The sequence below is a fragment of the Pseudomonas sp. MOIL14HWK12:I1 genome (assembly GCF_000510705.1).
GTDB lineage: Bacteria > Pseudomonadota > Gammaproteobacteria > Pseudomonadales > Pseudomonadaceae > Chryseomonas > Chryseomonas oryzihabitans.
This window is the reverse complement of sequence record NZ_AZNY01000006.1, coordinates 539,617-565,457: the sequence shown is the minus strand read 5'-3', so window position 1 is coordinate 565,457 and position 25,841 is coordinate 539,617. Positions and strand designations below refer to the sequence as shown.

At 69.5% G+C, this 25,841-nt stretch carries 24 protein-coding genes and 1 riboswitch; of the genes, 17 read left to right on the top strand and 7 right to left on the bottom strand.

Translation table 11 applies throughout. The features are described 5' to 3' along the window. The first annotated feature begins 175 nt into the window (after positions 1-175). From rbsK to PSEK12I1_RS0106620, 3 genes are read left to right on the top strand one after another with little or no spacing between them, the layout of a single operon-like run. Positions 176-1,102 carry a ribokinase gene (rbsK, locus tag PSEK12I1_RS0106630; protein ID WP_027601062.1) on the top strand — a complete coding sequence of 309 codons (927 nt, stop codon included), beginning with the start codon at positions 176-178 and terminating at the stop codon, positions 1,100-1,102. A 47-nt stretch (positions 1,103-1,149) separates the two neighbouring features. After that, positions 1,150-2,481, top strand: coding sequence for an L-fucose:H+ symporter permease (gene fucP, locus PSEK12I1_RS0106625; RefSeq protein ID WP_027598812.1), 1,332 nt, complete (start codon positions 1,150-1,152; stop codon positions 2,479-2,481). Positions 2,482-2,494: 13 nt separating this feature from the next. Then, entirely contained in the window at positions 2,495-3,580 is a 1,086-nt protein-coding gene (locus PSEK12I1_RS0106620) for an aldose 1-epimerase family protein (RefSeq protein ID WP_027601061.1), read from the top strand. Here the strand turns inward: PSEK12I1_RS0106620 and deoR are convergent. Next, positions 3,573-4,337, bottom strand: coding sequence for a DNA-binding transcriptional repressor DeoR (gene deoR / locus PSEK12I1_RS0106615; protein WP_027601060.1), 765 nt, complete (start codon positions 4,335-4,337; stop codon positions 3,573-3,575). The genes PSEK12I1_RS0106620 and deoR overlap by 8 nt on opposite strands. Positions 4,338-4,431: 94 nt before the next feature. Here deoR and deoC point away from each other — a divergent pair, with 94 nt between their 5' ends. Beyond that, positions 4,432-5,109 carry a deoxyribose-phosphate aldolase gene (gene deoC / locus PSEK12I1_RS0106610; RefSeq protein WP_027601059.1) on the top strand — a complete coding sequence of 226 codons (678 nt, stop codon included), beginning with the start codon at positions 4,432-4,434 and terminating at the stop codon, positions 5,107-5,109. A 176-nt stretch (positions 5,110-5,285) separates the two neighbouring features. On the opposite strand, the gene cobM is transcribed toward deoC, so the two are convergent. The 3 genes from cobM to PSEK12I1_RS0106595 all read right to left on the bottom strand — a co-directional run bounded on the left by cobM (position 5,286) and on the right by PSEK12I1_RS0106595 (position 8,385). After that, the gene (gene cobM, locus PSEK12I1_RS0106605) at positions 5,286-6,017 is read right to left on the bottom strand and encodes a precorrin-4 C(11)-methyltransferase (protein ID WP_027601058.1); all 732 of its coding nucleotides are present in this window, start codon (positions 6,015-6,017) and stop codon (positions 5,286-5,288) included. Further along, complete coding sequence (locus PSEK12I1_RS0106600) at positions 6,014-6,736, bottom strand: cobalt-precorrin-6A reductase (protein ID WP_027601057.1); 723 nt, start codon at positions 6,734-6,736, stop codon at positions 6,014-6,016. The genes cobM and PSEK12I1_RS0106600 overlap by 4 nt, the downstream gene beginning before the upstream one ends. A 446-nt stretch (positions 6,737-7,182) precedes the next feature. Next, a complete protein-coding gene (locus PSEK12I1_RS0106595; protein WP_027601056.1) occupies positions 7,183-8,385 on the bottom strand; it encodes a bifunctional cobalt-precorrin-7 (C(5))-methyltransferase/cobalt-precorrin-6B (C(15))-methyltransferase in 1,203 nt (400 codons plus the stop codon). Positions 8,386-8,483: 98 nt separating this feature from the next. Between PSEK12I1_RS0106595 and cobG the strand changes: the two genes are divergently transcribed. The 7 genes from cobG (at position 8,484) to PSEK12I1_RS0106560 (ending at position 15,780) form a co-directional block, all read left to right on the top strand. Beyond that, the gene (gene cobG / locus PSEK12I1_RS0106590; RefSeq protein WP_081737529.1) at positions 8,484-9,770 is read left to right on the top strand and encodes a precorrin-3B synthase; all 1,287 of its coding nucleotides are present in this window, start codon (positions 8,484-8,486) and stop codon (positions 9,768-9,770) included. Beyond that, entirely contained in the window at positions 9,763-10,389 is a 627-nt protein-coding gene (locus PSEK12I1_RS0106585; RefSeq protein WP_017642945.1) for a precorrin-8X methylmutase, read from the top strand. Before cobG ends, PSEK12I1_RS0106585 begins: the two co-directional genes overlap by 8 nt. Further along, positions 10,389-11,129, top strand: coding sequence for a precorrin-2 C(20)-methyltransferase (locus tag PSEK12I1_RS0106580; protein WP_027601054.1), 741 nt, complete (start codon positions 10,389-10,391; stop codon positions 11,127-11,129). Before PSEK12I1_RS0106585 ends, PSEK12I1_RS0106580 begins: the two co-directional genes overlap by 1 nt. Then, positions 11,117-12,787, top strand: a complete 1,671-nt coding sequence (cobJ, locus tag PSEK12I1_RS0106575; RefSeq protein WP_027601053.1) for a precorrin-3B C(17)-methyltransferase — start codon at positions 11,117-11,119, stop codon at positions 12,785-12,787. Before PSEK12I1_RS0106580 ends, cobJ begins: the two co-directional genes overlap by 13 nt. A gap of 27 nt (positions 12,788-12,814) precedes the next feature. Next, positions 12,815-12,941: riboswitch (cobalamin riboswitch) on the top strand. 30 nt (positions 12,942-12,971) lie between these two features. Then, positions 12,972-13,988, top strand: a complete 1,017-nt coding sequence (locus tag PSEK12I1_RS0106570; RefSeq protein ID WP_027601052.1) for an ABC transporter substrate-binding protein — start codon at positions 12,972-12,974, stop codon at positions 13,986-13,988. Next, the gene (locus tag PSEK12I1_RS0106565) at positions 13,985-15,019 is read left to right on the top strand and encodes an iron ABC transporter permease (protein ID WP_017642949.1); all 1,035 of its coding nucleotides are present in this window, start codon (positions 13,985-13,987) and stop codon (positions 15,017-15,019) included. The genes PSEK12I1_RS0106570 and PSEK12I1_RS0106565 overlap by 4 nt, the downstream gene beginning before the upstream one ends. Continuing rightward, positions 15,016-15,780: an ABC transporter ATP-binding protein gene (locus tag PSEK12I1_RS0106560; RefSeq protein WP_027601051.1), complete on the top strand. Its 765-nt coding sequence runs from the start codon at positions 15,016-15,018 to the stop codon at positions 15,778-15,780. Before PSEK12I1_RS0106565 ends, PSEK12I1_RS0106560 begins: the two co-directional genes overlap by 4 nt. Here the strand turns inward: PSEK12I1_RS0106560 and PSEK12I1_RS0106555 are convergent. Continuing rightward, positions 15,765-16,283: a DUF962 domain-containing protein gene (locus PSEK12I1_RS0106555; RefSeq protein WP_027601050.1), complete on the bottom strand. Its 519-nt coding sequence runs from the start codon at positions 16,281-16,283 to the stop codon at positions 15,765-15,767. The two genes, PSEK12I1_RS0106560 and PSEK12I1_RS0106555, sit on opposite strands and share 16 nt — an antisense overlap. A gap of 142 nt (positions 16,284-16,425) precedes the next feature. Here PSEK12I1_RS0106555 and PSEK12I1_RS0106550 point away from each other — a divergent pair, with 142 nt between their 5' ends. The 5 genes from PSEK12I1_RS0106550 to PSEK12I1_RS0106530 all read left to right on the top strand — a co-directional run bounded on the left by PSEK12I1_RS0106550 (position 16,426) and on the right by PSEK12I1_RS0106530 (position 22,005). Continuing rightward, positions 16,426-17,280 carry an IclR family transcriptional regulator C-terminal domain-containing protein gene (locus PSEK12I1_RS0106550; RefSeq protein WP_017642952.1) on the top strand — a complete coding sequence of 285 codons (855 nt, stop codon included), beginning with the start codon at positions 16,426-16,428 and terminating at the stop codon, positions 17,278-17,280. A 118-nt stretch (positions 17,281-17,398) separates the two neighbouring features. Beyond that, positions 17,399-18,775 (top strand): MFS transporter, encoded by a 1,377-nt coding sequence (locus PSEK12I1_RS0106545; protein WP_231501043.1) that lies wholly within the window; start codon positions 17,399-17,401, stop codon positions 18,773-18,775. Between the two features lie 358 nt (positions 18,776-19,133). Beyond that, a complete protein-coding gene (locus tag PSEK12I1_RS0106540; RefSeq protein WP_231501044.1) occupies positions 19,134-20,156 on the top strand; it encodes an ABC transporter substrate-binding protein in 1,023 nt (340 codons plus the stop codon). After that, entirely contained in the window at positions 20,153-21,211 is a 1,059-nt protein-coding gene (locus tag PSEK12I1_RS0106535) for an iron ABC transporter permease (RefSeq protein ID WP_027598797.1), read from the top strand. Before PSEK12I1_RS0106540 ends, PSEK12I1_RS0106535 begins: the two co-directional genes overlap by 4 nt. Continuing rightward, positions 21,208-22,005, top strand: a complete 798-nt coding sequence (locus PSEK12I1_RS0106530) for an ABC transporter ATP-binding protein (protein ID WP_027601047.1) — start codon at positions 21,208-21,210, stop codon at positions 22,003-22,005. Before PSEK12I1_RS0106535 ends, PSEK12I1_RS0106530 begins: the two co-directional genes overlap by 4 nt. Positions 22,006-22,030: 25 nt before the next feature. Here PSEK12I1_RS0106530 and PSEK12I1_RS0106525 read toward each other — a convergent pair whose 3' ends face one another. Beyond that, positions 22,031-24,184: a TonB-dependent siderophore receptor gene (locus tag PSEK12I1_RS0106525; protein ID WP_027601046.1), complete on the bottom strand. Its 2,154-nt coding sequence runs from the start codon at positions 24,182-24,184 to the stop codon at positions 22,031-22,033. Positions 24,185-24,414: 230 nt separating this feature from the next. On the opposite strand from PSEK12I1_RS0106525, the gene PSEK12I1_RS0106520 reads away from it, so the two are divergent. Continuing rightward, positions 24,415-25,362 carry a class I SAM-dependent methyltransferase gene (locus PSEK12I1_RS0106520; protein WP_027601045.1) on the top strand — a complete coding sequence of 316 codons (948 nt, stop codon included), beginning with the start codon at positions 24,415-24,417 and terminating at the stop codon, positions 25,360-25,362. A gap of 103 nt (positions 25,363-25,465) precedes the next feature. On the opposite strand, the gene PSEK12I1_RS0106515 is transcribed toward PSEK12I1_RS0106520, so the two are convergent. After that, positions 25,466-25,687, bottom strand: coding sequence for a VF530 family DNA-binding protein (locus tag PSEK12I1_RS0106515; protein WP_027598793.1), 222 nt, complete (start codon positions 25,685-25,687; stop codon positions 25,466-25,468). Between the last annotated feature and the right edge of the window lie 154 nt (positions 25,688-25,841).

Genomic DNA, 25,841 nt, shown 5'->3' with positions numbered 1-25,841 from the left:
CTCCGTTTCTCGCATTTCGTGTGTCGCAGCTCCCAGCCTTGAGGGTTGGACGCCCGCTGTCGTCCGTGGACGATCACCGGCGCTTGAGCTGCGCCCCGAGTTGCAGTATCTATGATGGAAAATTAACAAAAACCGTTAATTTAATAACATCAAGAAAAACGGAGGCGCGCTCGGCATGGGCAAAATCGCGGTCATCGGCAGCAACATGGTCGATCTCATCACCTATATCGAGCGACTGCCTGTCCAGGGCGAGACGCTGGAAGCGCCGGACTTCGCCCTCGGCTGTGGCGGCAAGGGGGCCAACCAGGCGGTCGCCGCGGCCAAGCTGGGCAGCGAGGTGCTGATGGTGACCAAGGTCGGCGACGACCTCTTCGCCGACAACACCCTGGCCAACTTCCGCCGCTTCGGCATCGACACCCGCCACGTCACCCGCGCGCCCGGGCGCTCCAGCGGCGTGGCGCCGATCTTCGTGCAGCCCGATTCGCACAACAGCATCCTCATCGTGAAGGGCGCCAATGCCGCCCTCGGTCCGGCCGACATCCAGGCCGCGGAAGCCGATCTGCGCGACTGCGCGCTGATCGTGCTGCAACTGGAGATCGCCCTGGAGACCGTCTATGCCGCCATCGACTGCGGTCAGCGCCTGGGCATCCCGGTGCTGCTCAATCCGGCGCCGGCGGTGGCCGACCTGAGCGCCGCGCACCTCGCCCGGCTGGACTACTTCGTCCCCAACGAGACCGAGCTGGCCCTGGTCAGCGGCCTGCCGGTGGCGGATCGCGACAGCGCCTTCGCCGCGGCGCGGGTATTGGCCGGTCGCGGCATCCGGCACGTGGTGGTCACCCTGGGCGCCGCGGGCGCGCTGTACGTGGGCGAGGAGGGCGAATTCAGCCTGCCCGGCCAGCGGGTGGCGGCCCTCGACACCACCGGCGCCGGCGATGCCTTCATCGGCTGCTTCGCCCACGGCCGCGTCCAGGGCCTGGGCCTGCGGGAGGCCATGCAGCGGGCGGTGGCCTATTCGGCGCTGTCGGTCACCGGGCGCGGCACCCAGACCTCCTATCCCGAGGCCGCGGTCTTCGAAGACTACCTCGCTTCCCTGGATCTCTGACCCGCGCGCGGCGATCCCCCACCCTGGCACCCCTACGGAGAACAACAATGAGCCAGTCACCCCTGCGGCCCAGTGCCGACGGCTACTACCTGAACCGCACGCCGTGGTTCGCCTTCATCCTGCTGTGCTGCATCTTCGCCCTCTGGGCCGCGGCGGCGAGCATGAACGACGTGCTCATCGCCCACTTCAAGAAGGCCTTCCTGCTCAGTGACTTCCAGACCGCCTTCGTCCAGTCGGCCTTCTATCTCGGCTATTTCTTCCTGGCCCTGCCCGCCGCGCTGATGGTGCGACGCTTCAGCTACAAGACGACCATCCTCTTCGGCCTGTTCCTCTACATGGTCGGCTGCCTGCTGTTCTTTCCCGCCGCCTCCATGGCCAAGTACGGCATGTTCCTGCTGGCGCTGTTCGTGATCGCCGCCGGGCTGTCCTTTCTGGAGACCGCCTGCAACACCTATTCGACCCTGCTCGGGCCGCGCGAGACCGGCACCCGTCGGCTGAACATCTCCCAGACCTTCCACCCCTTCGGCGCCATGACCGGGGTCTATGTCGGCAGTTTCGTGATGTTCAAGGAGGGTGACGCCAGCCAGGCGCAGCTGCTGCAGATGAATCCCGCCGAGGCCGCCGCCCAGCAGTTGCAGATGATCCAGGCCACCCTGACGCCCTACCAGTGGATGATCGGCGTGCTGGTGCTGATCTTCGTGCTCATCGCCTGCACCCGCTATCCGGCCTGCAAGGGCAACGAGCGCGTACGCAGCGAGGGCGACGGCGTCGCCGCCAGCCTGGGTCGGCTGCGGCGCAATCCGCGCTTCGTCTTTGGCGTGCTGGCGCAATTCCTCTACGTCGGCGCCCAGGTCGGCGTCTGGAGCTTCACCATCCGCCTGGCCATGCAACTCGGCGGCATGAACGAGCGCAGCGCCTCCTGGTTCCTGCTCACCACCTTCGCCGCCTATTTCGTCGGCAAGCTGATCGCCAACCTGCTGATGCGCCGCTGGCATCCGGCCAAGGTGCTGGGCGTCTACGGGGTGCTGTGCATCGCGCTGCTGGCCTACACCATCCTGGTGCCCAACATCACCGCGGTGTACGCCGCCGTGGGCGTGAGCATCTTCCTCGGCCCCTGCTGGCCGACCATCTATGGCCTGACCGTCGACGGCATCGGCCGGGACACCGAATTCGGCGGCTCGCTGCTGGTGATGAGCATCGTCGGCGGCGGGGTGATCCCGATCTTCCAGGGCCTGCTGTCGGACTACACCGGCGGCAACATGCAGCTGGCCTATTCGGTGCCGCTGCTGTGCTTCACGGTGATCGTCGCCTACGCCCTCTATTGCCTGCGTCACCCGGCCAGCGAACGGCTGCCGGTGGGCGCCGCCCAGACCGCCTGAGGAGGGCGCCGTCATGTCCGTACGCCTGCCCCTGCAGCCTGAGCAATTCACCGCCGACGAGCGCACCCTGCTCGCCAGCGACGCCTTCCAGGTGCGCGCCTGGACCTATCCCTCCGGGGTGCGCGCCCTGGCGCTGGAGAATCGTCGTGGCCGCCTGGTGGTGCTGCCCTACCAGGGGCAGATGATCTGGGACGCCAGCTTCGACGGCTGCCGCCTGACCATGCCGGGGCTGTTCGACCAACCGCGGCCGACCCGGCGGATCATCGAGACCTATGGCTGCTTCATGTTCCACGCCGGGGTGCTGCGCAACGGCTGCCCGGCGCCGGAGGACAGCCACGAGCTGCACGGCGAGTTGCCCTGCGCGCCGCTGGACGAGGCCTGGCTGGAACTGGGCCAGGACGCGGAGGGCGATTTCCTGCGCCTGGGCGGCCGCCACGACTACGCCATGGGCTTCGGCGATCGCTATCGCGCCCAGCCCCGCGTGACCCTGAGAGCGGACAGCGCGGTGTTCGAACTGGGCCTGGAGGTGGAAAACCAGGCCGGCCAGCCCATGGACCTGATGTACATGGCGCACATGAACTACGCCTATGTGCCCGGCGGACGCTTCCATGAGCCGCTCGGGGTGGCCCGCACCCGGGTGCGCACCAGCGTGCCGGCCCATGTGCGGCCGACCGCCGACTGGCAGGCCTTCATCGCCGCACTGGCGGAAGACCCCGAGCGACTGCGGGTGCTGGATGCGCCGGCGCGCTACCAGCCGGAGATCGTCAGTTTCATCGATGCGCCGGGGACCGACGCGGCGGGGGAGGCGCATTTCCTGCTGGAGCATCCGGGCGGCGCCGCCTTCTACACGGCCTATCGCCCGCAGGACTTGCCCCATGCCACGCGCTGGGTGCTGCACAACCCCGATCAGCAGGTGGCGGCCTTCGTGCTGCCGGCGACCTGCGAACCGGAGGGCTATCTGGCCGAGACGACCAAGGGGCAGGTGCAGCAGCTGCAACCGGGAGAGCGTCGCGCCTTCAGCGTCCGGACCGGCTATCTCTCCACCGCCGAGCGCGAGGCGCTGCTGGCGCGCCTGGCCGACCCGGCGCGGATCAGGTAAGCAGTTGCGCGCCGTTCGCCTCGATCCGCTCGCGATAGCTGCGCGGAATGCGTCCGTCACTGACCACCAGGTCGAAGTCGCCGAGCGCCGCGAAATGCGCGGCGCGCACCACGTCGAACTTGGTATGGTCGACCAGCAGGAGCCGCTGCTGGGCCTGGCGCAGGACCTTCTGCTTGACCTCGACCTCGTTGAAGTTGAAGCAGGTGACGCCAAAGTCCGCGCTCACCCCGGCCGCCGAGACGAAGGCATGGGTGAGGCGCACGCCATCGAGCACCCCGGTCTCCAGGCGACTCTCGAAAATCTGGTTCTTGCGCTGGAAGGTGCCGCCGCAGACCACCAGGGTGCAGTTGACCTTCTGCTGCAGCTTGAGCAGCACATTGAGCGAATGGCAGACGGCGGTGAATTCCAGGTCATCGGGAATGAAGTCCACCACGAAGGGCGTGGTGGTCCCGCAATCGAGGAAGACGGTGTCGCCGGCGCGGATCTGCGCCGCGGCCAGCCGACCGATGCGACGCTTTTCCTCGACCTGGCGCAGGTCCTGTTCCACCACCTGGTAGCCGGGCGCCTCGCTGCCGCCGACATCGCGGGTGACATGACCGCCGAGCAGGCGCAGGCCGTCCGGCGGGAGCCGCAGGTCGCGTCTCAGGGTCATTTCCGAGACACCCAGCAGCTGGGCCATCTCGCGCAGGTGAATGGCGTGCTGATCCTGCAGCGCCTGGTGCATCAGCTTGAGCCGAGCGGCTTTCTTGCTATCCATGAGGGGTGCGCTACGGGAGTCCGACTAGAGGTGCAGGCCGCACCAACCAAGAATTCTGATCCGATCATACGCTACCCGTGCCTGAGGAGGCCCCATGCAGCTTGAACCCGGCGAACTCGCCAAGACCATCGACCACACCCTGCTCGCCGCCGATGCCCGCCGCGCCCAGATCGACCGCCTGTGCCAGGAGGCGCGCACCCATGGCTTCTATTCGGTGTGCGTGAATTCCGCCCAGGTCCCCCACGCCGCGGCGCAACTGGCCGGCAGCGCAGTCAAGGTTTGCGCGGTGGTGGGCTTTCCGCTCGGCGCCGGGCTGAGCGCGGCCAAGGCCTTCGAGGCCGCGCAGGCCATCGCCGCCGGGGCCGGGGAGATCGACATGGTGCTCAACCTCGGCTGGCTCAAGGATGGCCTGCTGGAAGAGGTGTCCGCCGACATCGCCGCGGTGCAGGCCGCCTGTGGCGCGGTACCTCTCAAGGTGATCCTGGAGACCGGTCTGCTCGACGATGAGCAGAAGCGCCAGGCCTGCCGGATCTGTCGCGACCTCGGCGTCGCCTTCGTCAAGACCTCCACCGGTTTCGGCCACGGCGGTGCGACCCTGGACGATGTGCGGCTGATGCGCGAAGAGGTGGGTCCGGAAATGGGCGTGAAAGCCTCCGGCGGCGTGCGTGACCGCGCCACCGCCCAGGCCATGCTGGACGCCGGCGCGACCCGCCTGGGGACCAGCTCGGGCGTGGCCATCGTCAGCGGTGGGGAGGGTGGGGCGGGGTACTAAAGCTGGATTCCAAAACATCGAGGCAAGGGTCGCTCCTGTGTTTGGTTGGTGTCATCGCGGCCATGGGCCGCTCCTACGGGGGACGCCTTTGTAGGAGCGGCCCATGGCCGCGATAACGCATTGCACTCGAGCGGTCGCCAGGACGCACCGGCATGCCGCGCTAAGACCTGGGAGGACTAGCCCGGCCCTTGCCGATACAGCTTGGAATCCTGGAAATCCCCTGGCGCCAGTACCTCGCCGACCAGGATCAGCGCGGTGCGGCGGAAATCCTTGTCCCGCGCCCGTTCGACGATGTCGGCCAGGGTGCCCCGGACGCTGTCCTGGTCCGGCCAGCTGGCGCGGTGGACGATGGCCACCGGGCAGCCGGGGCCGTAGTGCGGCAGGAGGTCGGTGACGATGCGCTCCAGCTGGCCGACGCCGAGGTGAATGGCCAGGGTCGCGCGATGCCGCGCCAGGTCGGCCAGCGCCTCGCCTTCCGGCATGGCCGTGCGGCTGGCGTAGCGGGTCAGGATCACCGTCTGGCTGACCCCGGGCAGGGTCAGCTCGCAACCCAGCAGGGCGGCGCAGGCGGCGGTGGCGGTGACGCCGGGCACAATCTCGTAGGGAATGCCCAGCGCCTGCAGGCGGCGGATCTGCTCGCCGATGGCGCCGTACAGCGAAGGATCGCCGGAATGCACCCGGGCCACGTCCTGGCCGCGGGCATGGGCGGCGGCCAGATGGCCGACGATGGCATCCAGGTCCAGGTGGGCGGTGTCGATCACCGTCTCGGCCTGGTGACCTTCCAGCACCGCGGGCGGTACCAGGGAGCCGGCATAGAGGATCACCGGGCACTGGCGGATCAGCCGCTGACCCTTGACGGTGATGAGGTCGGGATCGCCGGGGCCGGCGCCGATGAAATGAACGGTCATGGGATTTCCTCGGCCAGGGCGGCGAGCAGGTCGGCGACGCTGGCGAATTCACGATCGACGCTGGGCAGGGCAGGGCGGCGCAGGATCAGCACCGGCAGACCCCGCTCGCGGGCCACCTGCAACTTGGGCTGGGTGGCGGCGCTGCCACTGTTCTTGCTGATCAGCACATCGAAGTCACCTTGGGCGAACAGCACGCGCTCGGCCTCCAGGGCGAAGGGTCCACGGTCGGCGATGATCCGCGCCCGGAGGTGGCCGGGATGGGTGTCGAGCAGGCGCAGGGTCCAGAACTGGTGGGGCGGGATTTCCGCGAGGTGCTCCAGGGGTTCGCGACCCAGGGTGAAGAAGGGGCGGGTGAAGGAAGCAAGCGCGGTCTGGAGTTCGCTCCAGTCGGCCACCTCGCGCCAGTCGTCGTCGAGGCCGGCCTGCCAGCCGGGGCGGCGCAGGGCCCAGCAGGGGATACCGGCCTGGGCCGCGGCCAGGCCGGCGTTGTGGCTGATCCGGGCGGCGTAGGGATGGGTGGCGTCCAGCAGCAACTCGATGCCTTCACTGTGGAGAAAGGCGGCCAGCCCCGCGGCGCCGCCGTAGCCGCCGACCCGCACCTGGCAGGGCAGGTCCTGGGGCACCCGACCGAGACCGGCGAGGCTGTAGAGGGCCTCGGCCGGCAGCGTGCGGGCGATGGCCAGGGCTTCGGTGGTGCCGCCGAGCAGGAGGATCTTCATGGGCGGTCTTCCCCAGGAGCGGCGGCGGCTTCGTCATGCATGGCGCGCCCTCACCCCCGGCCCCTCTCCCCGAGGGAGAGGGGAGGAAAGGCGGTGCCGGGGGGCGAGCGGCGGAGTAGGGGTATTGGTCTCGCAGGCGGCTTTCCCGCTGGTCATTGCAGCGTGCTCAGCAAGAGTCGCGGGCGTCAGCCCGGACGCCAGACTTCCGAGCCACCACTCAACCACCCCCTCGCCCCCACGGGGAAAGGGCTGGGGTGAGGGGGCAAAACGCCGCTCATGGTCTTCAGGGATGAAGGAGGCACGCCTAACCGCCCCCTCGCCCCTACGGGGAGAGGGCTGGGGTGAGGGGACGAGGCGCTGCTTGCCGCCGCGGATTAAAGGGTCACACCAAACCACCCCCTCTCCCCTCGGGGAGAGGGTCGGGGTGAGGGGGGCGCGTCCAACCCTCACGGCTTCACCACGTCCAGCAAGGTAATAGGCAGCGCCGCACGCCAGGTGTCGAAGGCGCCCAGCGGCTGGGCCTGGGCCACCTGCAGGCGGGTCAGGTCGCCGCCGTGGCGTTCGCGAAAGGCTACCAGGGCGGCCTCGGTCTGCAGGGTCACGGCATTGGCGACCAGGCGACCGCCGGGACGCAAGGCGTCCCAGCAGGCGTCCAGCACCCCCGGCGCGGTGAGGCCGCCGCCGATGAAGATGGCGTCCGGGGTGGCCAGACCGGCCAGGGCCTCGGGCGCCTGGCCGGCCACCAGGTGCAGCGCCGGGGCGCCGAGGTGGTCGCGGTTGTGGAGGATATGGGCCTGGCGACCGGCGTCGGCCTCGATGGCCAGCACCCGGCAGCCGGGATGGCTGCGCGCCCATTCGATGCCGATGGAGCCGCAACCGGCGCCCACGTCCCACAGCAGTTCGCCGGGGCGCGGTGCCAGGCGGGCCAGGGTTACGGCGCGTACGTCTCGCTTGGTCAACTGGCCGTCGTGGCGATAGGCGCTGTCCGGCAGGCCGGGGGTGAGCGGCAGACCCGTCTCCCCGGTCTCGCTCAGGACCTCGATGGCCACCAGGTTGAGCGCCGCCGCTTCCGCCAGCGACCAGTCCCGGGCGCGACTGGCGATCCGGCGCTCCAGAGGGCCGCCCAGGTGCTCCAGCACCTGCAGCTGGCTGGCGCCGAAGCCCTGGTCCACCAGCAGCGCGGCCAGGGCCGCAGGGCTGTGGCCGTCGTTGCTCAATACCAGCAGGCGGGCGCCCGGGTGCAGATGGCGCACCACGGCGGCCAGGGGGCGGGCCACCACCGACAGCAGGGTGACGTCCTGCAGCGGCCAGCCGAGGCGAGCCGCGGCCAGGGAATAGGAGGAGGGCGCCGGCAGCACCTGCAGTTCGTCGGCCGACAGCTGGCGCGAAAGGCTCGCGCCGACGCCGAACAGCATGGGATCGCCGCTGGCCAGCACGCAGACCGGGGTGCCGCGGCGGTCCAGGACCGGGGCCAGGGCGAAGGGCTGCGGCCAGGGCTCGCGGGTGGCGCGGATGCAGGGTGGCAGCAGCGCCAGCTGGCGCGGACCGCCGATGACCACCCCCGCCTCCAGCAGGGCGCGGCGGGCCTGCTTGCCGAGGCCGGGGTAGCCGTCTTCGCCGATACCCACCACGGTCAGCCAGGGGATCATGAACACACCTCATCGAACGTCAGCCGACCGGGCGTTTTCAAGGGGTCGGGCAAAGCGGGCATAATAACGTCTTTCCCCGTTCAGCCCGACCTTCCGCCGTGAATCCTCCGTCTCCTTCCGCCCTCGTCCCGCGGCCTTCGGCCTGTCCGGGGCTGCTGCGCATCGTGCCCGCGCGCGATGGCGGCCTGTGCCGGGTGAAGTTGCCGGGGGGCCGGCTGACGGCAGCCCAGGCGCGGGCCATCGCCGCCGCCAGCGCGCGCTGGGCGAGCGGGGTCTTGGAGCTGACCAACAGGGCCAACCTGCAATTGCGTGGTGTACGCGCGGACGGTGCCGCTGCCCTGGTGGCCGAGCTGCAGGCCGCCGGTCTGGGTCCGGCCGATCCCGCCGCCGATGACGTGCGCAATCTGCTGCTCAGCCCGTCTGCCGGCAGGGATCCGCAGCAGCTGCGCGACGTTCGTCCCCTGGCCGCCGAATTGCTCGCCCTGCTGGAAGGCGACCGCCGCCTGCATGGGCTGTCGGCCAAGTTCGCCCTGCAACTGGACGGCGGCGAAGCCCTGGCCCGGCTCGACCATCCCCATGATGTCTGGCTGTCGGCTCGCGCCGAGGGCTATGTCCTTGGCCTGGCCGGTACCCCGCTGGATATTCCAGTTGGACTGATCGCCCCGGGTCAGGAGGTAGCGACCGTCGCCCGGTTGCTGCATCGCTTCCTCGACCTCGCCGGTCCCGAGCAGCACCGCATGCGCCAGCTGCTGGCGCAGCGTACGCTCGCGGAGCTGCTGGCGGAACTGGACCTGCTACCGGTACCGCCCAGCCTGCGCGCGCCGGCCGACGCCGCGCTGCGCTTGGGTAGCCATCAGCAGCGCCAAGCCGGCCTCCACTGGATCGGCGCCCAGCCCGCCCTGGGGCGACTGCCCGCCAAGAGCCTGGCCACGGTAGCCGACCTGGCCGAACACCACGGCAATGGCGACCTGCACCTCACCCCCTGGCAGGGCCTGCTGCTGCCCGATGTGCCGGTCGACCAAGCCCCCGAGCTACTCGCCGCGCTGGCCGCCCTGGAGCTGACCACCGATCCCGCCGCGCCCCTGGGCCGGCTGGTCGCCTGTACCGGCAGCCAGGGCTGCGCCAAGGGCCAGGCCGACACCAAGGGCGATGCCCTGCGCCTGGCCGAGCAACTGCCGGCAGACGTGGAAGTGCACCTCTCCGGTTGCCCGCGCAGTTGCGCCCTGGCCGGTCAAGCGCCCCACACGCTCTTGGCGGTGGCCCTCGGTCGCTATGACCTCTTCGTGCGCGACGCCACCCAGCCCGGTCCGGGCCGGCGGCGCGCCACCCATTTGTCCCTCGACGAGGCCGCCGCCTGGCTGGCCCGGAGTCCCAGTGATGCTTGAATACGAACGCGACGGCCAGGCGATCTATCGCCAATCCTTCGCCACCATCCGCGCCGAGGCCGATCTCTCGGCCATCCCCGCCGACCTGGAAAAGCTCGCCGTGCGGGTGATCCACGCCTGCGGCATGGTCGACGTGGTCCAGGACCTGGCCTTTTCCCCGGGGGCCGGGGCGGCCGGGCGCGCGGCCCTGGCGGCCGGCGCGCCCATCCTCTGCGATGCGCGCATGGTCGCCGAGGGTGTCACCCGCACCCGCTTGCCAGCGAATAATCAGGTGATCTGCACCCTGCACGACGAGGGCATCCGCGAGCTGGCCGTGGCCCAGGGCAACACCCGCTCGGCGGTGGCCCTGGAGCGCTGGCGGCCGCATCTGGCCGGCAGCGTGGTGGTGATCGGCAATGCCCCCACCGCGCTGTTCTATCTGCTGGAAATGCTCGACGCCGGGGCGCCCAGGCCGGCGCTGATCCTCGGCATGCCGGTGGGCTTCGTCGGGGCGATGGAGTCCAAGGACGCCCTGGCCGCCGACAGCCGCGGCGTGCCCTATGTCATCGTCCGCGGTCGGCGGGGCGGCAGTGCCATGGCCGCCGCGGCGGTCAACGCCCTGGCCACGGAGGTGGAGTGATGGCGGGCCGCCTGCTCGGCCTGGGCGTCGGCCCCGGCGATCCGGAACTCATCACCCTGAAGGCCCTGCGCCTGCTGCAGGGCGCGCCGGTGGTGGCCTATTTCGTCGCCAAGGCCAAGGCCAATGTGGGGCAGGGCGGCAATGCCTATGGCGTCATCGAGGGCTATCTGCTGGACGGCCAGCAGCGCCTGCCGCTGGTCTATCCGGTGACCACCGAGAAGCTGGCACCGCCGCTGTCCTACGAGACGGTGATCGCCGACTTCTACGACACCGCCGCCGCCCAGGTGGCCGACCATCTGGACGCCGGCCGCGACGTGGCGGTGATCTGCGAGGGCGATCCCTTCTTCTACGGCTCCTACATGTACCTGCACGACCGCCTGGCCGAGCGTTACGAGGCCCAGGTGGTGCCGGGGGTCTGCTCCATGCTCGGCGGCGTGGCCATGCTCGGCCTGCCGCTGGTCTATCGCAACCAGACCCTTACGGTACTCTCCGGGGTGCTCTCCGCGGAAGAGCTCAAGGCGCGCCTGGCCAGCGCCGACGCCGCCGTGGTGATGAAGCTCGGCCGCAACTTCGAGAAGGTGCGCCAGGTGCTGCGTGAGCTGGGTCTGGACGAGCGCGCCCGCTACATCGAGCGCGCCACCATGGACAATCAGCGCATCGTCGCGCTGGACGCCGTCGACCCCATGGCCTCGCCGTATTTCTCGCTGGTGGTGGTGCCGGGGGTGAAATGGAAGGGTTGAGCCCGGCCATCGTCATCCTCGGTCCCGGCGCCCTGGCCACCGCCCGCCGCTTGCAAGATGGCCTGCCGGGCAGCCTGGTACACGGCCTGGCCGGGCGGGTCGAGGGCGATGTCAGCTATACGAACTTTGGCGATCATCTGCGCGAGCTCTATCGGCAACAGCGCCCGCTGCTGGTGCTCTGCGCCGCCGGCATCGTCATCCGCAGCCTGGCGTCCTTGCTGGACGACAAGACCGCCGAGCCGCCGGTGCTGGCCGTGGCCGAAGACGGCAGCGCCGTGGTGCCGCTGCTGGGCGGCCTGGCCGGCGCCAATCGCCTGGCCCGTCAGCTCGGTACGCTGCTGAACGTGGCCCCGGCCATCACCACCAGTGGCGAACTGAGATTCGGCACCTGTCTGCTCGATCCGCCGGCCGGCTATGCCCTGGCCGATGTCGACGTGGCCAAGCATCGGGTGGCCGATCTGCTGGCCGGCGCCCCGGTACGCATCGAGGGCGAGGCGCCCTGGCTGGACGCGGTGCCCCTGGCCCGCGATCCCGCGGCGCGGCAGCGCATCCTGGTCTCGCCACTGGCCAGCGCTGACGATCACACCCTGCTGATCCATCCCCGCGCCGTGCTGGTGGCAGCACGCGCCGATGCCACCGCCGCCGCCGTCACCGCGCTGCTCGCCAGCGCCGGCTATGCGCCGGGCGCCGTGGCGCTGCTGCTGGCGCGGGCGGAAGACATGGCCGCGCCCGGTCTCGCCGAGCTGAGCCAGACGCTGGCCGTACCCCTGAGATTCGTCGACGCCTGCACCCCGGACTTCGCCCGGGCGTCGGTGGCGCGGGCCCAGACCCAGGGTCTCGCCCTGCACCTGCATGACCGGCCGCTGGACGCCGAGGACCTCGGCCAGCGCCGCGGGCGCCTCAGCGTGGTGGGCCTCGGCCCCGGCGCGGCGGAGCTCATGGCGCCGGTGGTGCGCCGCGCCCTGGACCAGGCTCAGGACGTGCTCGGCTACGCCACCTACGTGCAGATGGCCGGTCCCTTGCGCCCGGATCAGCTGGCCCATGCCAGCGACAATCGCGAAGAATTGCAGCGCGCCCGCCACGCCTTCGAACTGGCCGCCAGCGGGCGCCAGGTGGTCATGGTGTCGTCCGGCGATCCGGGCGTCTTCGCCATGGCCGCCGCGGTGCTGGAGGTGCTGGAAGGCGCCGACGATTCGCGCTGGGCGGCGGTGGAGCTGGAGATCCTGCCGGGCATCACCGCGGCCATGGCCAGCGCCGCCCTGGCCGGCGCGCCCCTGGGCCACGACTTCTGCCTGATCTCCCTGTCCGATAACCTCAAGCCCTGGGCGGTGATCGAGCAGCGCCTGCGCCAGGCCGCCGCGGCCGACCTGGCCATGGCCTTCTACAACCCCATCTCCAAGGCCCGGCCGCATCAGCTGGAGCGGGCGCTGGACGTCCTGCGCAGCTGCCGTCCGGCGAACACCCCGGTGATCCTCGGCCGCGACGTCGGCCGTCCCGGTGGCGGTCTCGAATACACCAGCCTTGGCGCGCTGCGCAGCGACATGGTGGATTCACGCACCCTGGTGATCCTCGGCTCCAGCCATACCCGGCGTTTCCCGCGGGCCGATGGCGGCGAGTGGGTCTATACGCCGCGCTGGTACGATCCGGAATTGTTATAAAGTAACATTTAGTGCTTGAATCCTGGTCGCCGCTGGCTCACCCTCGGCGACCTTCCTGTTCCCTGGTAGGAAGCCGGTGCAACTCCGGCGCGGTCGCGCCACTGTGAGCTTCGCGAGAAGCGAGCCAGACCTTGCCAGGGGCTACCCAACATCCACAAGGGACGCGTCATCCCAAGGAGAGTCCATGTTTCGCCGTCTTCTGCCGCTGATCGCCGCCGGCCTGTTGTCCGTTGCCTCTCTCACCACCCAGGCGGCCACCGCCTATCCGCTGACCGTGCACAACTGCGGTCGTGAACTGGTCTTCGAGCGCGCGCCCCAGCGGCTGGTCAGCCTCGGTCAGGCCAGCACCGAGTTGCTCTTGCGCCTGGGCGTGGGCGCGCGGCTGGTGGGCACCGGCATCTGGTTCGGCGGCTTGCCCGCGGACCTGCAGGCGGCGGGCAAGGGCATTCCGCGGCTGGCCGACAACGCCCCCAGCTTCGAGGCCGTGGTCGGCACCCGGCCGGACCTGGTGGCGGCCCAGTACACCTATCACGTCGGCCCCGGTGGCGAGGTGGCGGACTTCCCGCGCTTCGCCAAGCTGGGCATCGCCGCCTATGTGGCGCCCAGCGATTGCGAAGGCAAGGCGGTGACCGCCGATTCCAACAGCGATGGCAGCCGCAGCGCGCCCTTCGACATGCAGCTGGTGACCCGTGAAGCCCGCGAGCTGGCGGCCATCCTCGATGTGCAGCCGGCCGGCGAGCGCCTGGTCGCCGACCTGGACCGCCGTATCGGCGCCGCGGGCGAGCAGGCCAAAGCCGCCGGGGTGCAGGGCCGCTCGGTGCTGTTCTGGTTTTCCAGTCCGCGGCTGGAAGGGGATCCCTGGGTCGCCGGCAACCTCGGTGCGCCGGCCTGGATCGCCCGGGCCCTGGGGCTGCGCAACGTGGTCGACAGCGCCGAGGAATGGCCGGCGGTGAGCTGGGAGCGCATCGCCAGCCTGGACCCTGACTATATCGTCGTGGCGCGCATGGACCGGCGTCTCTACCCGGCCGATGACGTGGACAAGAAGCTGGCCTTCCTGCGCAGCGATCCCCTGACCCGCGAATTGCGCGCGGTACGCGAGAATCACCTGCTGGTGGTGGACGCCCCGACCCTCAATCCCTCGCTGCGGGTGGTGGACAGCGTCGAGGCCCTGGCCGCCGACCTGGCCAAGCCGCAACCATGAGTCTGCCCCTCGCGGCCGAAGGCGCCCGGCCCTGGCGCTGGCTGCTGGGCCTGGCCGCGGTGCTGGCGCTGGCGGCGAGCGTGGTGCTGGCGGCGTCCTTCGGCGAGATGCCCATCGCGCCCCTGACCAGTCTGCAGGCCATCGCCAACGGCCTCGGCCTGGGGCCCTATCCGGTGGAGCGCATCGTCCAGGGCATCGTCTGGGAATACCGCCTCAGTCGCGCCCTGGTGGCCGCCTGCTGCGGTGCGGGCCTGGCGGTCTCGGGGGCCATCCTCCAGGCGCTGCTGCGCAACGCCCTGGCCGAACCCTATGTGCTCGGCCTATCCGCCGGCGCCTCCACCGGCGCGGTGCTGGTGATGCTGCTGGGCGTCGGCGGCGGGGTGCTTGGTGTCTCCCTGGGTGCCTTTCTCGGCGCGGTGCTGGCCTTCGCCGTGGTGCTGCCCTTTCTCGGCAGCGGCGGCAGTACCCGCATCATCCTCGCCGGGGTGGCGGCTTCCCAGCTGTTCAATGCCCTGACCGCCTATATCGTCGCCACCGCGGCCAATGCCGAGCAGGCGCGCAGCGTGATGTTCTGGCTGCTCGGCAGCCTGGCCGGGGTGCGCTGGCCGGATGTCTGGCTGGCCGCCGGGGTGGTGCTCGCCGGGCTGCTGGTGTGTCTGGCCTGCGCCCGGGCGCTGGATGCTTTCGCCTTTGGCGAAGACGCCGCCGCCAGCCTCGGGGTGGCGGTGGGACCGCTGCGCCTGCTGCTGCTGGCCGTCACCGGCCTGATCACCGCCTGCCTGGTCAGCCTGGTGGGCGCGGTGGGCTTCGTCGGCCTGGTGATCCCCCATGTGGCGCGTTTCCTGGTGGGTCCGGGGCATGGCCGGCTGCTGCCCACCTGCGCCCTGATCGGCGCGCTGTTCATGGTGCTGGCCGACATCGTCGCCCGCACCCTGGTGGCCAAGCAGACCCTACCCATCGGCGTGGTCACCGCCCTGGTCGGTGCCCCGGCCTTCGCCTTCATCCTCTATCGCGCACGGGAGGTCCGATGAGCCTCGCTGCGCGCGACGTGGCCTGGAGCGCCGGCGGGCAGCCGATCCTCGCCGGGGTAACCCTCGCGGTGCCGCCGGGCGGGGTGCTCGGACTGCTCGGCCCCAATGGCTCGGGCAAGTCCAGTCTGCTGCGGCTGCTGGCCGGGCTGCGGCGGCCGGAGGAGGGTAGGGTCAGTCTCGACGGGACGCCGCTGGCCGAGTTGCGCCGGCGCGACCTGGCGCGCCGGGTCGCCCTGGTGGAGCAGCAGGCCGGTACCGAAGCCGATCTCTCGGTGGCCGAGGTGGTGCGCCTGGGGCGCACGCCCCATCGCGGCCTGCTCGATGCCTGGAGCGCGCGCGACGCCGAGGTTTGCCAGCGCGCCCTGGCCCAGGTCGGCCTGGTCGACAAGGCGGCACGGCGCTGGCACAGCCTCTCCGGCGGCGAGCGCCAGCGCGCTCAGATCGCCCGCGCCCTGGCCCAGGAGCCCAGCGAACTGCTGTTGGACGAACCCACCAACCACCTCGATATCCAGCACCAGCTCGAGATCCTCGACCTGGTCCGCCGCCTGCCGGCGACCTGCGTGCTGGCCATCCACGATCTCAACCTGGCCGCGCTGTTCTGCGATCGCCTGGCGGTGCTGCGCGACGGCCGCCTGGTCGCCGAAGGCGCCCCCGGCGAGGTGCTGACGGCCGAGTTGATCCAGCAGGTCTGGGGGGTGAGGGCGCAGGTGACGCTGGACGGTCCCGACGGTCGGCCGTCGATCCGCTATCGGCTGGGCTGACGACGCCGTACCGGGCCGGCCCGTTCTTCGATCGCCTGCCTGAGCTGCTGGCGACCGCCCAGCCAGAAGACGGCTTCGGTGGCGATGAACAGCGGGCCGATGGCCAGGCCGGCCAGGTCGTCGAGAAAGGCCGGCTTGCGTCCCTCGTAGTGATGACCGACGAACTGGATGGCCCAGCCGACCAGGAACAGACCCAGCCCCCAGGCCAGCCAGACGCCCGTGCTCTGGGCCGCCAGCGCGGCGCCCAGCCAGAGGGCGAGCGCGAGCAGGACGCTCATCAGCAGCCCCAGCGGCCGATCCAGGCGCAGATAGAAGAGCGCCACCGCACCGGCCACCGGCACCGCGGGCGACAGCGGCCAGCCGGCCAGGCTGAAGACCGGTCGCGACAGCAGGATGGCCACCGCCAGCACGATCAGCAAAATGCCGGGGAAGTGGCTGGCGATATTGCGCGGATCGCGGTGGTAGCTCGCGTATTGGCTGAGATGATCTTCCAGGGTCTTCATCGACAGGCATCCAGGCGGCTGGCGGGAAGCCTCAGCATGCACCTGCAGGCCCCTGCGCGTCTGCGGGCGCTGGCAGAAATGCGATTGCGATAATCGCCCCCTCGCTCGATAATCGATCAAAAGCCTGCCGAGGATAGGGTCGATGGACGATAACCGCACCGCTCACGCCACCGGCCTGCCGCCACTGGCCGCGCCGCCCATCATCGCCTCGCCGGCCAAGCGCATCGAAGCCTTTACCGGCGACCCCAACTTCATGACCTCCCTGGCCCGCGGCCTGGCGGTCATCCACGCCTTCCAGGAGCGCAAGCGCCAGCTGACCATCGCCCAGATCAGCCATCGCACCGAGATCCCCCGCGCCGCGGTGCGCCGCTGCCTGCACACCCTGATGAAGCTGGGCTATGTCACCACCGATGGGCGCACCTATTCGCTGCTGCCCAAGGTGCTGACCCTGGGGCACGCCTATCTGTCGTCGACGCCGCTGGCGGTCACCGCCCAGCCGGTGCTCGATCGCCTGAGCGAGCAACTGCACGAGGCCTGCTCCATGGCCACCCTGGAAGGCGACGAGATCCTCTACATCGCCCGCTCGGCCACGCCGCAGCGGCTGATCTCGGTGGACCTCAGCGTCGGTAGCCGGCTGCCGGCCTATTGCACCTCCATGGGCCGCATCCTGCTCGCCGCCCTGGACGATGCCGCCCTGCACGACTATCTGGAACACGCCGATCTGCAGGCCAAGACCAGCCGTACCCTCTATCAGCCGCCGGCGCTCATCGAGTGCCTGGGCCAGGTGCGCCAGCAGGGCTACGTCATCGTCGACCAGGAGCTGGAGGTGGGGCTGAGATCCCTGGCGGTGCCCCTGAGAGACGCCGCCGGCCAGGTGCTGGCGTCGCTCAACGTCGGCACCCACGCCAGTCGGGTCAGTCGTCAGGAACTGGAGACGCGCTTCCTGCCGGTGCTGCTGGCCGCCAGCCAGGAATTGAGCACCCGGCTGTTTCACTAGCGAATCCGGTCGATTATCGGCCATATCGCCGATAATCGAATTGTCAGCTGTCTGGGGTTGGGCTTAACGTCGGCGCAGTGGCGCAACACGCCGATAACAACAACACGAGCAGACCACCATGACGCACACCCTCGCGGGCGCCGTGCCCCTGGCCGATTCCTTGGCCACGGCGACAGCCGGCACCCTGGACGTCCAGCAGTTCATCAATCGCCAGGCGCTGTCCGCCTACCAGTGGCGCATCGTCGCCCTGTGCTTTCTCATCGTCTTTCTCGACGGCCTCGACACCGCGGCCATGGGCTTCATCGCCCCGGCGCTGTCGGTGGAATGGAACATCCCGCGGGCCAGCCTGGGGCCGGTGATGAGCGCCGCGCTGGGCGGCATGGTCTTTGGCGCCCTGGGTTCCGGGCCGCTGGCCGATCGCTTCGGTCGCAAGGGCGTGCTGGTGGTCGCCACCTTCATCTTTGGCGGCTTCAGCCTGCTGTCGGCCTTCAGCAGCAACCTCGAACAGCTGGTGATCCTGAGATTCCTCACCGGGCTGGGCCTGGGCGCCGCCATGCCCAACGCCACCACGCTGCTCTCGGAATACACCCCCGAGCGCCTCAAGTCGCTGCTGGTGACCAGCATGTTCTGCGGCTTCAACCTGGGCATGGCCGGCGGCGGCTTCGTCTCGGCCTGGATGATCCCGGCCTACGGCTGGCACAGCCTGCTGGTGCTGGGCGGCGTGCTGCCCCTGGCGCTGGCCGTGGTGCTGCTGCTCTGGCTGCCGGAATCGGCGCGCTATCTGGTGGTGCACGGCAAGAGCGCCGAGCGCATCCGCCGGGTGCTGGCGCCCATCGGCCGCGAAGCCGCCGAGGCGCGGCACTTCGTGGTGCCCGAGCAGAAGTCGGTCAAGACCGGCAACGTCTTCGCGGTGATCTTCAACCGCAGCTACAGCGCCGGCACCCTGCTGCTGTGGCTGACCTATTTCATGGGCCTGGTGATCGTCTACCTGCTCACCAGCTGGCTGCCGACGCTGATGCGCGACGCCGGCGCCAGCCTGGAGCAGGCCGCCCTGATCGGCGCGCTGTTCCAGTTCGGCGGGGTGCTCAGCGCGGTGTTCGTCGGCTGGGCCATGGACAGATTCAACCCGCACAAGGTGATCGGCCTGTTCTATGTCCTGGCCGGCGTCTTCGCCTATTGCGTCGGCCAAAGCCTGGGCCAGGTCGCCCTGGTCGCCACCCTGGTACTGGTGGCCGGCATGTGCATCAACGGCGCCCAGTCGGCCATGCCCTCGCTGGCGGCGCGGTACTATCCGACCCACGGCCGCGCCACCGGGGTGTCCTGGATGCTCGGCATCGGCCGCTTCGGCGCCATCACCGGCGCCTGGATGGGTGCGACCCTGCTGGGCCTGGGCTGGACCTTCACCCAGGTGCTCACCGCGCTGCTCCTGCCGGCGGGTCTCGCGGCCCTGGCGGTGTTGATCAAGGGGGTGGTCAGTCACGCCGACGCGACCTGAGAGCCCGCTCCTAATCTGCTGCGCGTCGGCCAAACTGCGTTGAAAAGGCCCTGGGTCGCCAGCCCGGTCGGAATGCTCACTTACCGTGGCTAACTCCGTTTCCTAGGGCCTTCGCCTTGTTTAGCTCTAGCTCGCGAGATTATAAGCGGGCTCTGGGAGCGTGGCGGGCGCTAGGCGCAGGCGCTGCCACCGCGTAAAGTTGCACCCTTTGCATGCGCCGCAGTCACCCGTCTAGAGCGGGTGCAGACGTCCAAGGGGTTCCATGAAAGGTTTCGCTCGCAGCGGACAGTGGGCTGTCCCGCTGGTAACGCTTATCGCTTGCTTTCTGATTGCACCGGCCTTTGCCGAGACCCGGCAGGTGACCGACGTCCTCGGGCGCACGGTGACCATCGAGGCGCCGGCCAAGCGGGTGGTGCTGGGCTTCCACTATGGCGACTACCTGGCGGTCGGTGGCGAGCAGGCCTTCGACGCCGTGGTCGGTGTCTCCCGTGGCGCCTGGGAGCGCAAGGTGCCGGCCAACTGGGCGCTTAACGTCGCCCACCGACCTTCCCTGGCCAGCCTTCCCGATGTGGGCGAGACGGAAAACAACAGTTTCTCCGTGGAAAAGGTGCTCGCCCTCAAGCCGGATCTGGTGGTCCTGGCCGCCTGGCAATTCCAGGCGCTGGACAGCGAGGTCAAGCGCCTGGAACAGCTCGGCATCCCGGTGGTGGCGATCGACTACAACGCCCAGACCCTGGAGCGCCACCTGGCGTCCACCCGCCTGCTCGGGGTGATCACCGGCCAGGAGGCGCGCGCCAACGAGCTGGCCGACTTCTACGCCAAGGTGGTGCAGGACATCCAGACCCGCATCGCGGCGGCTCATCGCCCGAAACCACGGGTCTATGCCGAGTTCGGCAACAAGGGTCCGGCCGAATACTCCTTCACCTATGGCCGCAACATGTGGGGTGCCATGGTCACCCTGGCCGGCGGCGACAACATCGCCGCGCCCTTCATCCAGTGGTGGGGGGTGATGAATCCGGAGCAGGTGCTCCTGGCCCAGCCGGAGGTCATCTTCATCTCCGGGCGTGAGGACAACAGCAATCCCTCCGCCTTGCCCATGGGCCCCGGGGTCACCGCCGACGACGCCCGCAGCCACCTGCGCGCCTTCATGCAGCGACCGGGCTGGGCCAATCTGCCGGCGATCCGCGACGGGCGCCTCTATGGCGTCTACCAGGGCGCCTCGCGCAGCCTGGAAGACTTCGCCATGCTGCAATTCATCGCCAAGCAGCTCTATCCGGATCTGTTCCAGGACGTGGATCCCATGGCCAACTACCGCGAGTACTACCGCCGCTATATGCCGATCCAGCCCGAGGGCACCTTTGCCCTAGGCCTGACGCCATGAGCGAGGCCGCGAACGCCAGCCACGGCAACGCCATCGCCGAGCAACGCGCCCGCGAGCGCCGCCGCTGGCGGGCCTGCGGGGTGTTTCTGCTGCTGACCCTGGCGGGTCTGGTGCTGGACATCGCCACCGGGCCGTCGCTGCTCTCGCCGCTGGAAGTGCTCAAGTCGCTGACCGGGCTCGGCGAGCGGCAGCCGATGACCGACGCCATCGTCCGCGACCTGCGCCTGCCGGTGGCGCTGATGGCGCTGGCGGTGGGCGCCGCCCTAGGTGCGGGCGGGGCGCAGATGCAGACGCTGCTCAACAACCCCATGGCCAGTCCCTACACCCTGGGCATGGCCGCCGCCGCCGGCTGCGGCGCCGCCCTCAGCCTGGCGCTGGGCAGCTTCGGCCTGGGCGCGCTGATCGGGGTACCGCTGGGCGCCTTCGCCTTCGCCATGCTGGCGGCGCTGTTTCTCTTCGCCCTGGCCTCGCTCAAGCGCACCGGCAGCGACACCATCATCCTCGGCGGCATCGCCCTGCTGTTCCTCTTCCAGTCGCTGCTGTCCCTGGTGCAATTCCTCTCCTCGCCGGAGCTGTCGCAGCAGATCCTCTTCTGGCTGTTCGGCAGCCTCGGTCGCGCCACCTGGACCACCCTGGCCATCGTCGCCGGGGTGACCCTGCTGTGCTGCCTCCTGCTCCTGCGCGATGCCTGGAAGCTGGCTGCCCTGCGGCTGGGCGAGGCACGGGCCGAGAGCCTCGGCGTCAATATCCGCCGGCTGCGCCTCAAGGTGCTGATCCTGGTGGCGGTGATGACCGCCACGGCCACCAGCTTCGTCGGGGTGATCGGCTTCGTCGGCCTGGTCGCACCCCATATCGCCCGCTGGCAAGTGGGCGAGGATCAGCGCTTCCTGCTGCCGCTGTCGGCCATCTGCGGTGCCCTGATGCTGTCCTTCGCCTCGGTGCTGTCCAAGTCGATCCTGCCCGGGGCGCTGTTTCCGGTGGGCATCGTCACCGCCATCGTCGGGGTGCCCTTTCTGCTCTGGCTCATCTTCGCCCCCCGCAGGTCCAGCCCATGATCCGCCTCCAGGACCTCGCGCTGAAGCGCGGCGATCGTACCGTCATCTCCGGACTCTGCACCGAGCTGCACGCGGGGCAGGTGCATGTGATCCTCGGCCCCAATGGCACCGGCAAGACCACCCTGCTGCGCGCCCTGGCCGGTGATCTGCCGCTGGCGGCCGGCCAGATCGAGCGCGGTGCGCGGCGGCTGGTGGCGGGGGCTTCGCTGCGTGGTCAGCGGGACGGCTGGCGCCAGGGCGTGGCCTACATGCCCCAGGATTCCCATGCCGAGGCGGCGCTGTCGGTGCTGGAGACGGTGGCCATGGGCAGCCTGGAACGGCTGACCCTGCACCTGGACGATGAGCTGCTGGAACGCGCGCTGGGCAAGCTCGACGAGGTGGGCATCGGCCATCTGGCCTCGCGCCAGCTGGGCGCCCTGAGTGGCGGTCAACGCCAACTGGTGTTCTTTGCCCAGGTGCTGATGCGCGAACCCGAGGTGATGCTGCTGGACGAACCGGTCAGCGCCCTGGATCTGCGGCACCAGATCAACCTGCTCGATCGCGTGCGCCACGAGACCCGGCTGCACCAGCGGGTGACCGTGGTGGTGCTGCACGACCTCAACCTGGCCTGCCAGTACGCCGATTCGCTGCTGGTGCTGGTCAACGGTGGCCTGCTGGCCGCCGGCCGACCCGCCGCCATCGTCACCGCCGACCTGCTGGAAGCCACCTACGGCGTGGCGGTGGACATCCTCCACGACCGCCAGGGCCGCCCGGTGGTGCAGCCGCTGACCGGTCAGGCCTTCAGCGAGGCCTGACCGCGGAGCTGCAGAGGGTAGGGCGTCAGAAGGTGTAGGTGAAACCGGCCTGCACCGTACGCGGCTCGCCCGGATAGCTGTAGGCGTTCCAGGAGCTCTCGTCGTAGCCCTTGTTGAAGACGTTGCGCACGTCCAGGTTCAGCCGCAGGTGCTCGTCGACCTTGTAGAAGCTCAGCAGGTCGGTGACCGTGTAGCTGTCCATCGTGTAGTCGCTGACCGCGGTCTTCTGGCCTTCGCGCTCACCCACGTACTTGAGGTTGGCGCCCAGCCCCAGGCCGCGTAGCACGCCGTCGTGGAATTCGTAGACGTTGAGCAGGTTGACGGCATTGCGCGGGATGTTGGTCAGGCGCGTGCCGCGGGCCAGGGTGTTGTCCTTGGTGACCTCGGCATCGGTGAAGGCGTAGCCGCCGAGGATGCGCCAGTTGGGCGTCAGGTCGCCAGTCAAGTTGACTTCGAAGCCGCGGCTGCGTACCTCGCCGGTAGCGACGTTGAAGGTGGGTTCGACCGGATCCGGGGTCAGGACGTTTTCCTTGACCGTATGGAAGATCGCCGTGTCGACGCTGAGGCGGCCGTCCAGCGCCGCCCACTTCATGCCCACCTCGTAGGCCTTGCCTTCTTCGGGATCGAAACCCCCACCTTGGAACGCCGCGCCGGTGTTGGGCTTGAACGACTTGGAGGCGCTGGCGTAGAGGGCCAGTTCCGGGGTGAGGTCATAACTGACGCCCAGGCGCGGGGTGACGGCGTTCGAGTCCTTGCTCCAGTCACCGGTGACAATCCGTCCGTTAGCGAGGACCTGGGGTGGCATCTTGTTATCGTAGTCGTGCTCGAAGCGCTCCAGGCGCACGCCACCCAGCACCTTGAGGCGCTCGGTGAGGGCGATCTGGTCCTGCACAAAGGCGGCCCAGGTCTTGAGCGTCTCATGGTCGTGGGTGGCAACGCGGGTCAGGGCGGGGCGCGGCTGACCCAGGACCGGATCGACCAGATTGACCGGATAGACGTTGGCGCCGCCGGGGGAGCGCTGGATGATGGAGCGGTAGTCATAGTCTTCCACCTCGATCCCGGTGATCAGGGTGTGGCCGAGGCCAAAGGTGTCGAAGCGACCGGTCAGATTCAGCTGCAGGTCGCGATCGCTCCACTCCAGCTTGCGGTAGTTGAAGTTGCGACCCAGGGTCACGCCATCGGCCTGCACGCCGTTGGCTTCCACGGCATTGCCCTTGAGGCTGCCGTCGAGGTACTGGAAGCCGCCGGCCAGGGTCCAGGCGTCGTTCAACTGGTGCTCGAAGCGCAGCTGATAGGCCTCGCTGTCGTTGTGCAGCAGGTTGGTGGTGCCCTTTTCCCAGGCATTGGTGGAGCGACTGGCTTCGGCGCGCTGGGTCAGGTAGTTGGTGCGGCCGCGGTCCAGCGGGGCGTTGCTGCGGATGATGTCCGCCTCGAAGGTGATAAGGGTGGCGTCGGTGGCCTGCCAGCTCAGCACCGGGGCCACTTCGTAGCGCTCGTGCTCGACATCGTCGCGGAAGCTGTCGCCGCCTTCGGCGATCAGGTTGAGGCGATAGGCCAGGCGGCCGTCTTCATCCACCGGGCCGGTGGTGTCCAGGGTGCCGCGCCGTAGGCCCTGGTCGGTGAACTGGCTGCCGAGGGTGGTCTTGCGCTCGCCCAGCGGCTGCTTGGTGACCACGTTGAAGGTGCCGCCCGGATCGCTGCGGCCATAGAGGGTCGCCGCCGGGCCGCGCAGGACCTCGACCCGCTCCAGGGTGGCGGCATCCGGCGCGCTGGGATAGCCGCGATTCATGGGGAAGCCGTTGCGGAAATATTCGGAGCTGGTGAAGCCGCGCACCGTGTAGCTGGTCAGGCCCTGACCGCCGAAGTTGTTGCCACGGCCGACGCCGCCGGCCTGGTCCAGCGCCTGCTGCAGGCGGGTGGCGGAGAGGTCGTCGAGGGCCTCGCGGGAGACCACGCTCACCGACTGGGGCGTCTCGTGCAGCGGGGTGTCGGTGCGGGTCGCACTGCTGGAACGCTCTGCCTTGTAGCCCTGTACCGGACCGGTGGGCGATTCGGCCGCGCCGACGATGGTGAGATCGGACAGCGCCTGGGGCGAGTCTTCCGTCTGCTCCTGGGCATGACCGGCGAGGGGGAGGGCACAGAGGGGCAGCAGATAGAGAGCAGGGACCAGCCGGCGCATTGTTATCGTCCTGGGGTTGGGGAGGCGGATTCTAGAGCGGGTTACAAAGTGGATACAACTGCGAGTCGTTACCGCCTGAGACATATTTTCATCGGGCTGGTCGGTTCGCTGGCGACGTCCGGCCCGGGTGTCCGCGCCGAGGCGCCGGCAGACCTCTACCGGACTCGCCGCGGGAGGCGGGGCCGGCGCTTTTGCCGTAGCATGCCGCTCCTTTGCCGTCGTGACCGCCCATGAATACCGCCACCCTTGCCCGCCTCTCCGAGCTCCTGCTTACCGCCCTCGCTTCGCCGCCCGCCGAGGCACGCCGACTGGTGCATGGACGTGGCCGGCTGCTGCCGGGGCTGGAGCAACTCACCGTCGACTGGCTGGAAGGCGTGGTGCGGGTGGGCCTGTTTCGCGAATTGCCCGCGGCCGAGTTGGAGGCCCTGCGCGCCACCCTGACCGCCCTGGGCGCGACCCCGGTGTGGATGGCCAGCGGTGCCTGCAGCCTGCTGCTGCAGCATCGCTATCGCCTGGATGCGGCCAGCGAGGCGCTGATCGGCGCGCCGGTGGGCGAGCACGTCATCCACGAGGACGGCCTGAAGTTCGGCCTGGACCTCACCCGCCACCAGAACATGGGGCTGTTCCTCGACATGCGCCTGGGCCGCCGCTGGGTGCGCGAGCAGGCCGCCGGCCTGCGCATCCTCAATCTGTTCGCCTACACCTGCGGCTTCTCGGTGGCCGCCCTGGCCGGCGGCGCGGCCCAGGTGGTCAATCTGGACATGGCCCGCGGGCCCCTGACCCGCGGCCGCGAGAATCACCGACTCAATGGCCATGACCTGGGCAAGGTCAGCTTTCTCGGTCACGAACTGTTCAAGTCCTGGGGCAAGGTGCGCAAGCTGGGGCCCTATGACCTGGTGATCGTCGATCCGCCCAGCTTCCAGCAGGGCAGCTTCGCCCTGACCAAGGACTACGCCCGCATCCTGCGCCGCCTGCCCGAACTGCTCACCCCCGGCGGCCGGGTGCTGGCCTGCGTCAACGACCCCGGCGTGGGCGCGGATTTCCTCATCGCCGGCATGGCCCAGGAGGCCCCTGGGCTGGCCTTCGTCGAGCGCCTGGCCAATCCGCCGGAATTCGCCGACGAGGATCCCGAGGGCGGACTCAAGGTGCTGGTGTTCCGGCAGGAACAGGCGTCGTAGTTTGGGTTGAGCGCAGCGAAGCCCAACGGGTGCCCGGGCTAGATCGCGGTTTGTTGGTCTTCGACGATGGAGCCGTCGCAACCCAACCTACACCGGGCTAGGCTCAACCCTGCTTGGGCAAGCGCCGATAGAGCTGTTCGACCTTTTCCCGTGCCCAGGGCGTGCGGCGCAGGAAGGTCAGGCTGGACTTGATGGAGGGCTCATGGGTGAAGCAGCGCAGCGGGATGCGCCGCCCGAGTTCTTCCCAGCCGTGATGCTCCACCAGGCGGGTCAGCAGGGCTTCGAGGGTGATCCCTTCCAGGGAGGCGCGGGGCTTGTCGGACATCGGCAGGGCTCTGGGTGAGGGCAGGGCAGTGTAGCCGCTGCGACGTCGCGCTGCGCAGCGAAGCGGTCGCCCGCCTACTGAACGATGCTGTTCGATAATCGAACTGTTAGTCGATTATCGGATTGTTTGCGCCGATGGGGCTTTGTAGTCTGAC

Excerpts from the sequence above, each read along its gene's own strand:
- rbsK (WP_027601062.1), top strand. The coding sequence starts at position 176 with ATGGGCAAAATCGCGGTCATCGGCAGCAACATGGTCGATCTCATCACC.
- fucP (WP_027598812.1), top strand. The coding sequence starts at position 1,150 with ATGAGCCAGTCACCCCTGCGGCCCAGTGCCGACGGCTACTACCTGAAC.
- PSEK12I1_RS0106620 (WP_027601061.1), top strand. The coding sequence starts at position 2,495 with ATGTCCGTACGCCTGCCCCTGCAGCCTGAGCAATTCACCGCCGACGAG.
- deoR (WP_027601060.1), bottom strand. The coding sequence starts at position 4,337 with ATGGATAGCAAGAAAGCCGCTCGGCTCAAGCTGATGCACCAGGCGCTG.
- deoC (WP_027601059.1), top strand. The coding sequence starts at position 4,432 with ATGCAGCTTGAACCCGGCGAACTCGCCAAGACCATCGACCACACCCTG.
- cobM (WP_027601058.1), bottom strand. The coding sequence starts at position 6,017 with ATGACCGTTCATTTCATCGGCGCCGGCCCCGGCGATCCCGACCTCATC.
- PSEK12I1_RS0106600 (WP_027601057.1), bottom strand. The coding sequence starts at position 6,736 with ATGAAGATCCTCCTGCTCGGCGGCACCACCGAAGCCCTGGCCATCGCC.
- PSEK12I1_RS0106595 (WP_027601056.1), bottom strand. The coding sequence starts at position 8,385 with ATGATCCCCTGGCTGACCGTGGTGGGTATCGGCGAAGACGGCTACCCC.
- PSEK12I1_RS0106585 (WP_017642945.1), top strand. The coding sequence starts at position 9,763 with ATGCTTGAATACGAACGCGACGGCCAGGCGATCTATCGCCAATCCTTC.
- PSEK12I1_RS0106580 (WP_027601054.1), top strand. The coding sequence starts at position 10,389 with ATGGCGGGCCGCCTGCTCGGCCTGGGCGTCGGCCCCGGCGATCCGGAA.
- cobJ (WP_027601053.1), top strand. The coding sequence starts at position 11,117 with ATGGAAGGGTTGAGCCCGGCCATCGTCATCCTCGGTCCCGGCGCCCTG.
- PSEK12I1_RS0106570 (WP_027601052.1), top strand. The coding sequence starts at position 12,972 with ATGTTTCGCCGTCTTCTGCCGCTGATCGCCGCCGGCCTGTTGTCCGTT.
- PSEK12I1_RS0106565 (WP_017642949.1), top strand. The coding sequence starts at position 13,985 with ATGAGTCTGCCCCTCGCGGCCGAAGGCGCCCGGCCCTGGCGCTGGCTG.
- PSEK12I1_RS0106560 (WP_027601051.1), top strand. The coding sequence starts at position 15,016 with ATGAGCCTCGCTGCGCGCGACGTGGCCTGGAGCGCCGGCGGGCAGCCG.
- PSEK12I1_RS0106555 (WP_027601050.1), bottom strand. The coding sequence starts at position 16,283 with ATGAAGACCCTGGAAGATCATCTCAGCCAATACGCGAGCTACCACCGC.
- PSEK12I1_RS0106550 (WP_017642952.1), top strand. The coding sequence starts at position 16,426 with ATGGACGATAACCGCACCGCTCACGCCACCGGCCTGCCGCCACTGGCC.
- PSEK12I1_RS0106545 (WP_231501043.1), top strand. The coding sequence starts at position 17,399 with ATGACGCACACCCTCGCGGGCGCCGTGCCCCTGGCCGATTCCTTGGCC.
- PSEK12I1_RS0106535 (WP_027598797.1), top strand. The coding sequence starts at position 20,153 with ATGAGCGAGGCCGCGAACGCCAGCCACGGCAACGCCATCGCCGAGCAA.
- PSEK12I1_RS0106530 (WP_027601047.1), top strand. The coding sequence starts at position 21,208 with ATGATCCGCCTCCAGGACCTCGCGCTGAAGCGCGGCGATCGTACCGTC.
- PSEK12I1_RS0106525 (WP_027601046.1), bottom strand. The coding sequence starts at position 24,184 with ATGCGCCGGCTGGTCCCTGCTCTCTATCTGCTGCCCCTCTGTGCCCTC.
- PSEK12I1_RS0106520 (WP_027601045.1), top strand. The coding sequence starts at position 24,415 with ATGAATACCGCCACCCTTGCCCGCCTCTCCGAGCTCCTGCTTACCGCC.
- PSEK12I1_RS0106515 (WP_027598793.1), bottom strand. The coding sequence starts at position 25,687 with ATGTCCGACAAGCCCCGCGCCTCCCTGGAAGGGATCACCCTCGAAGCC.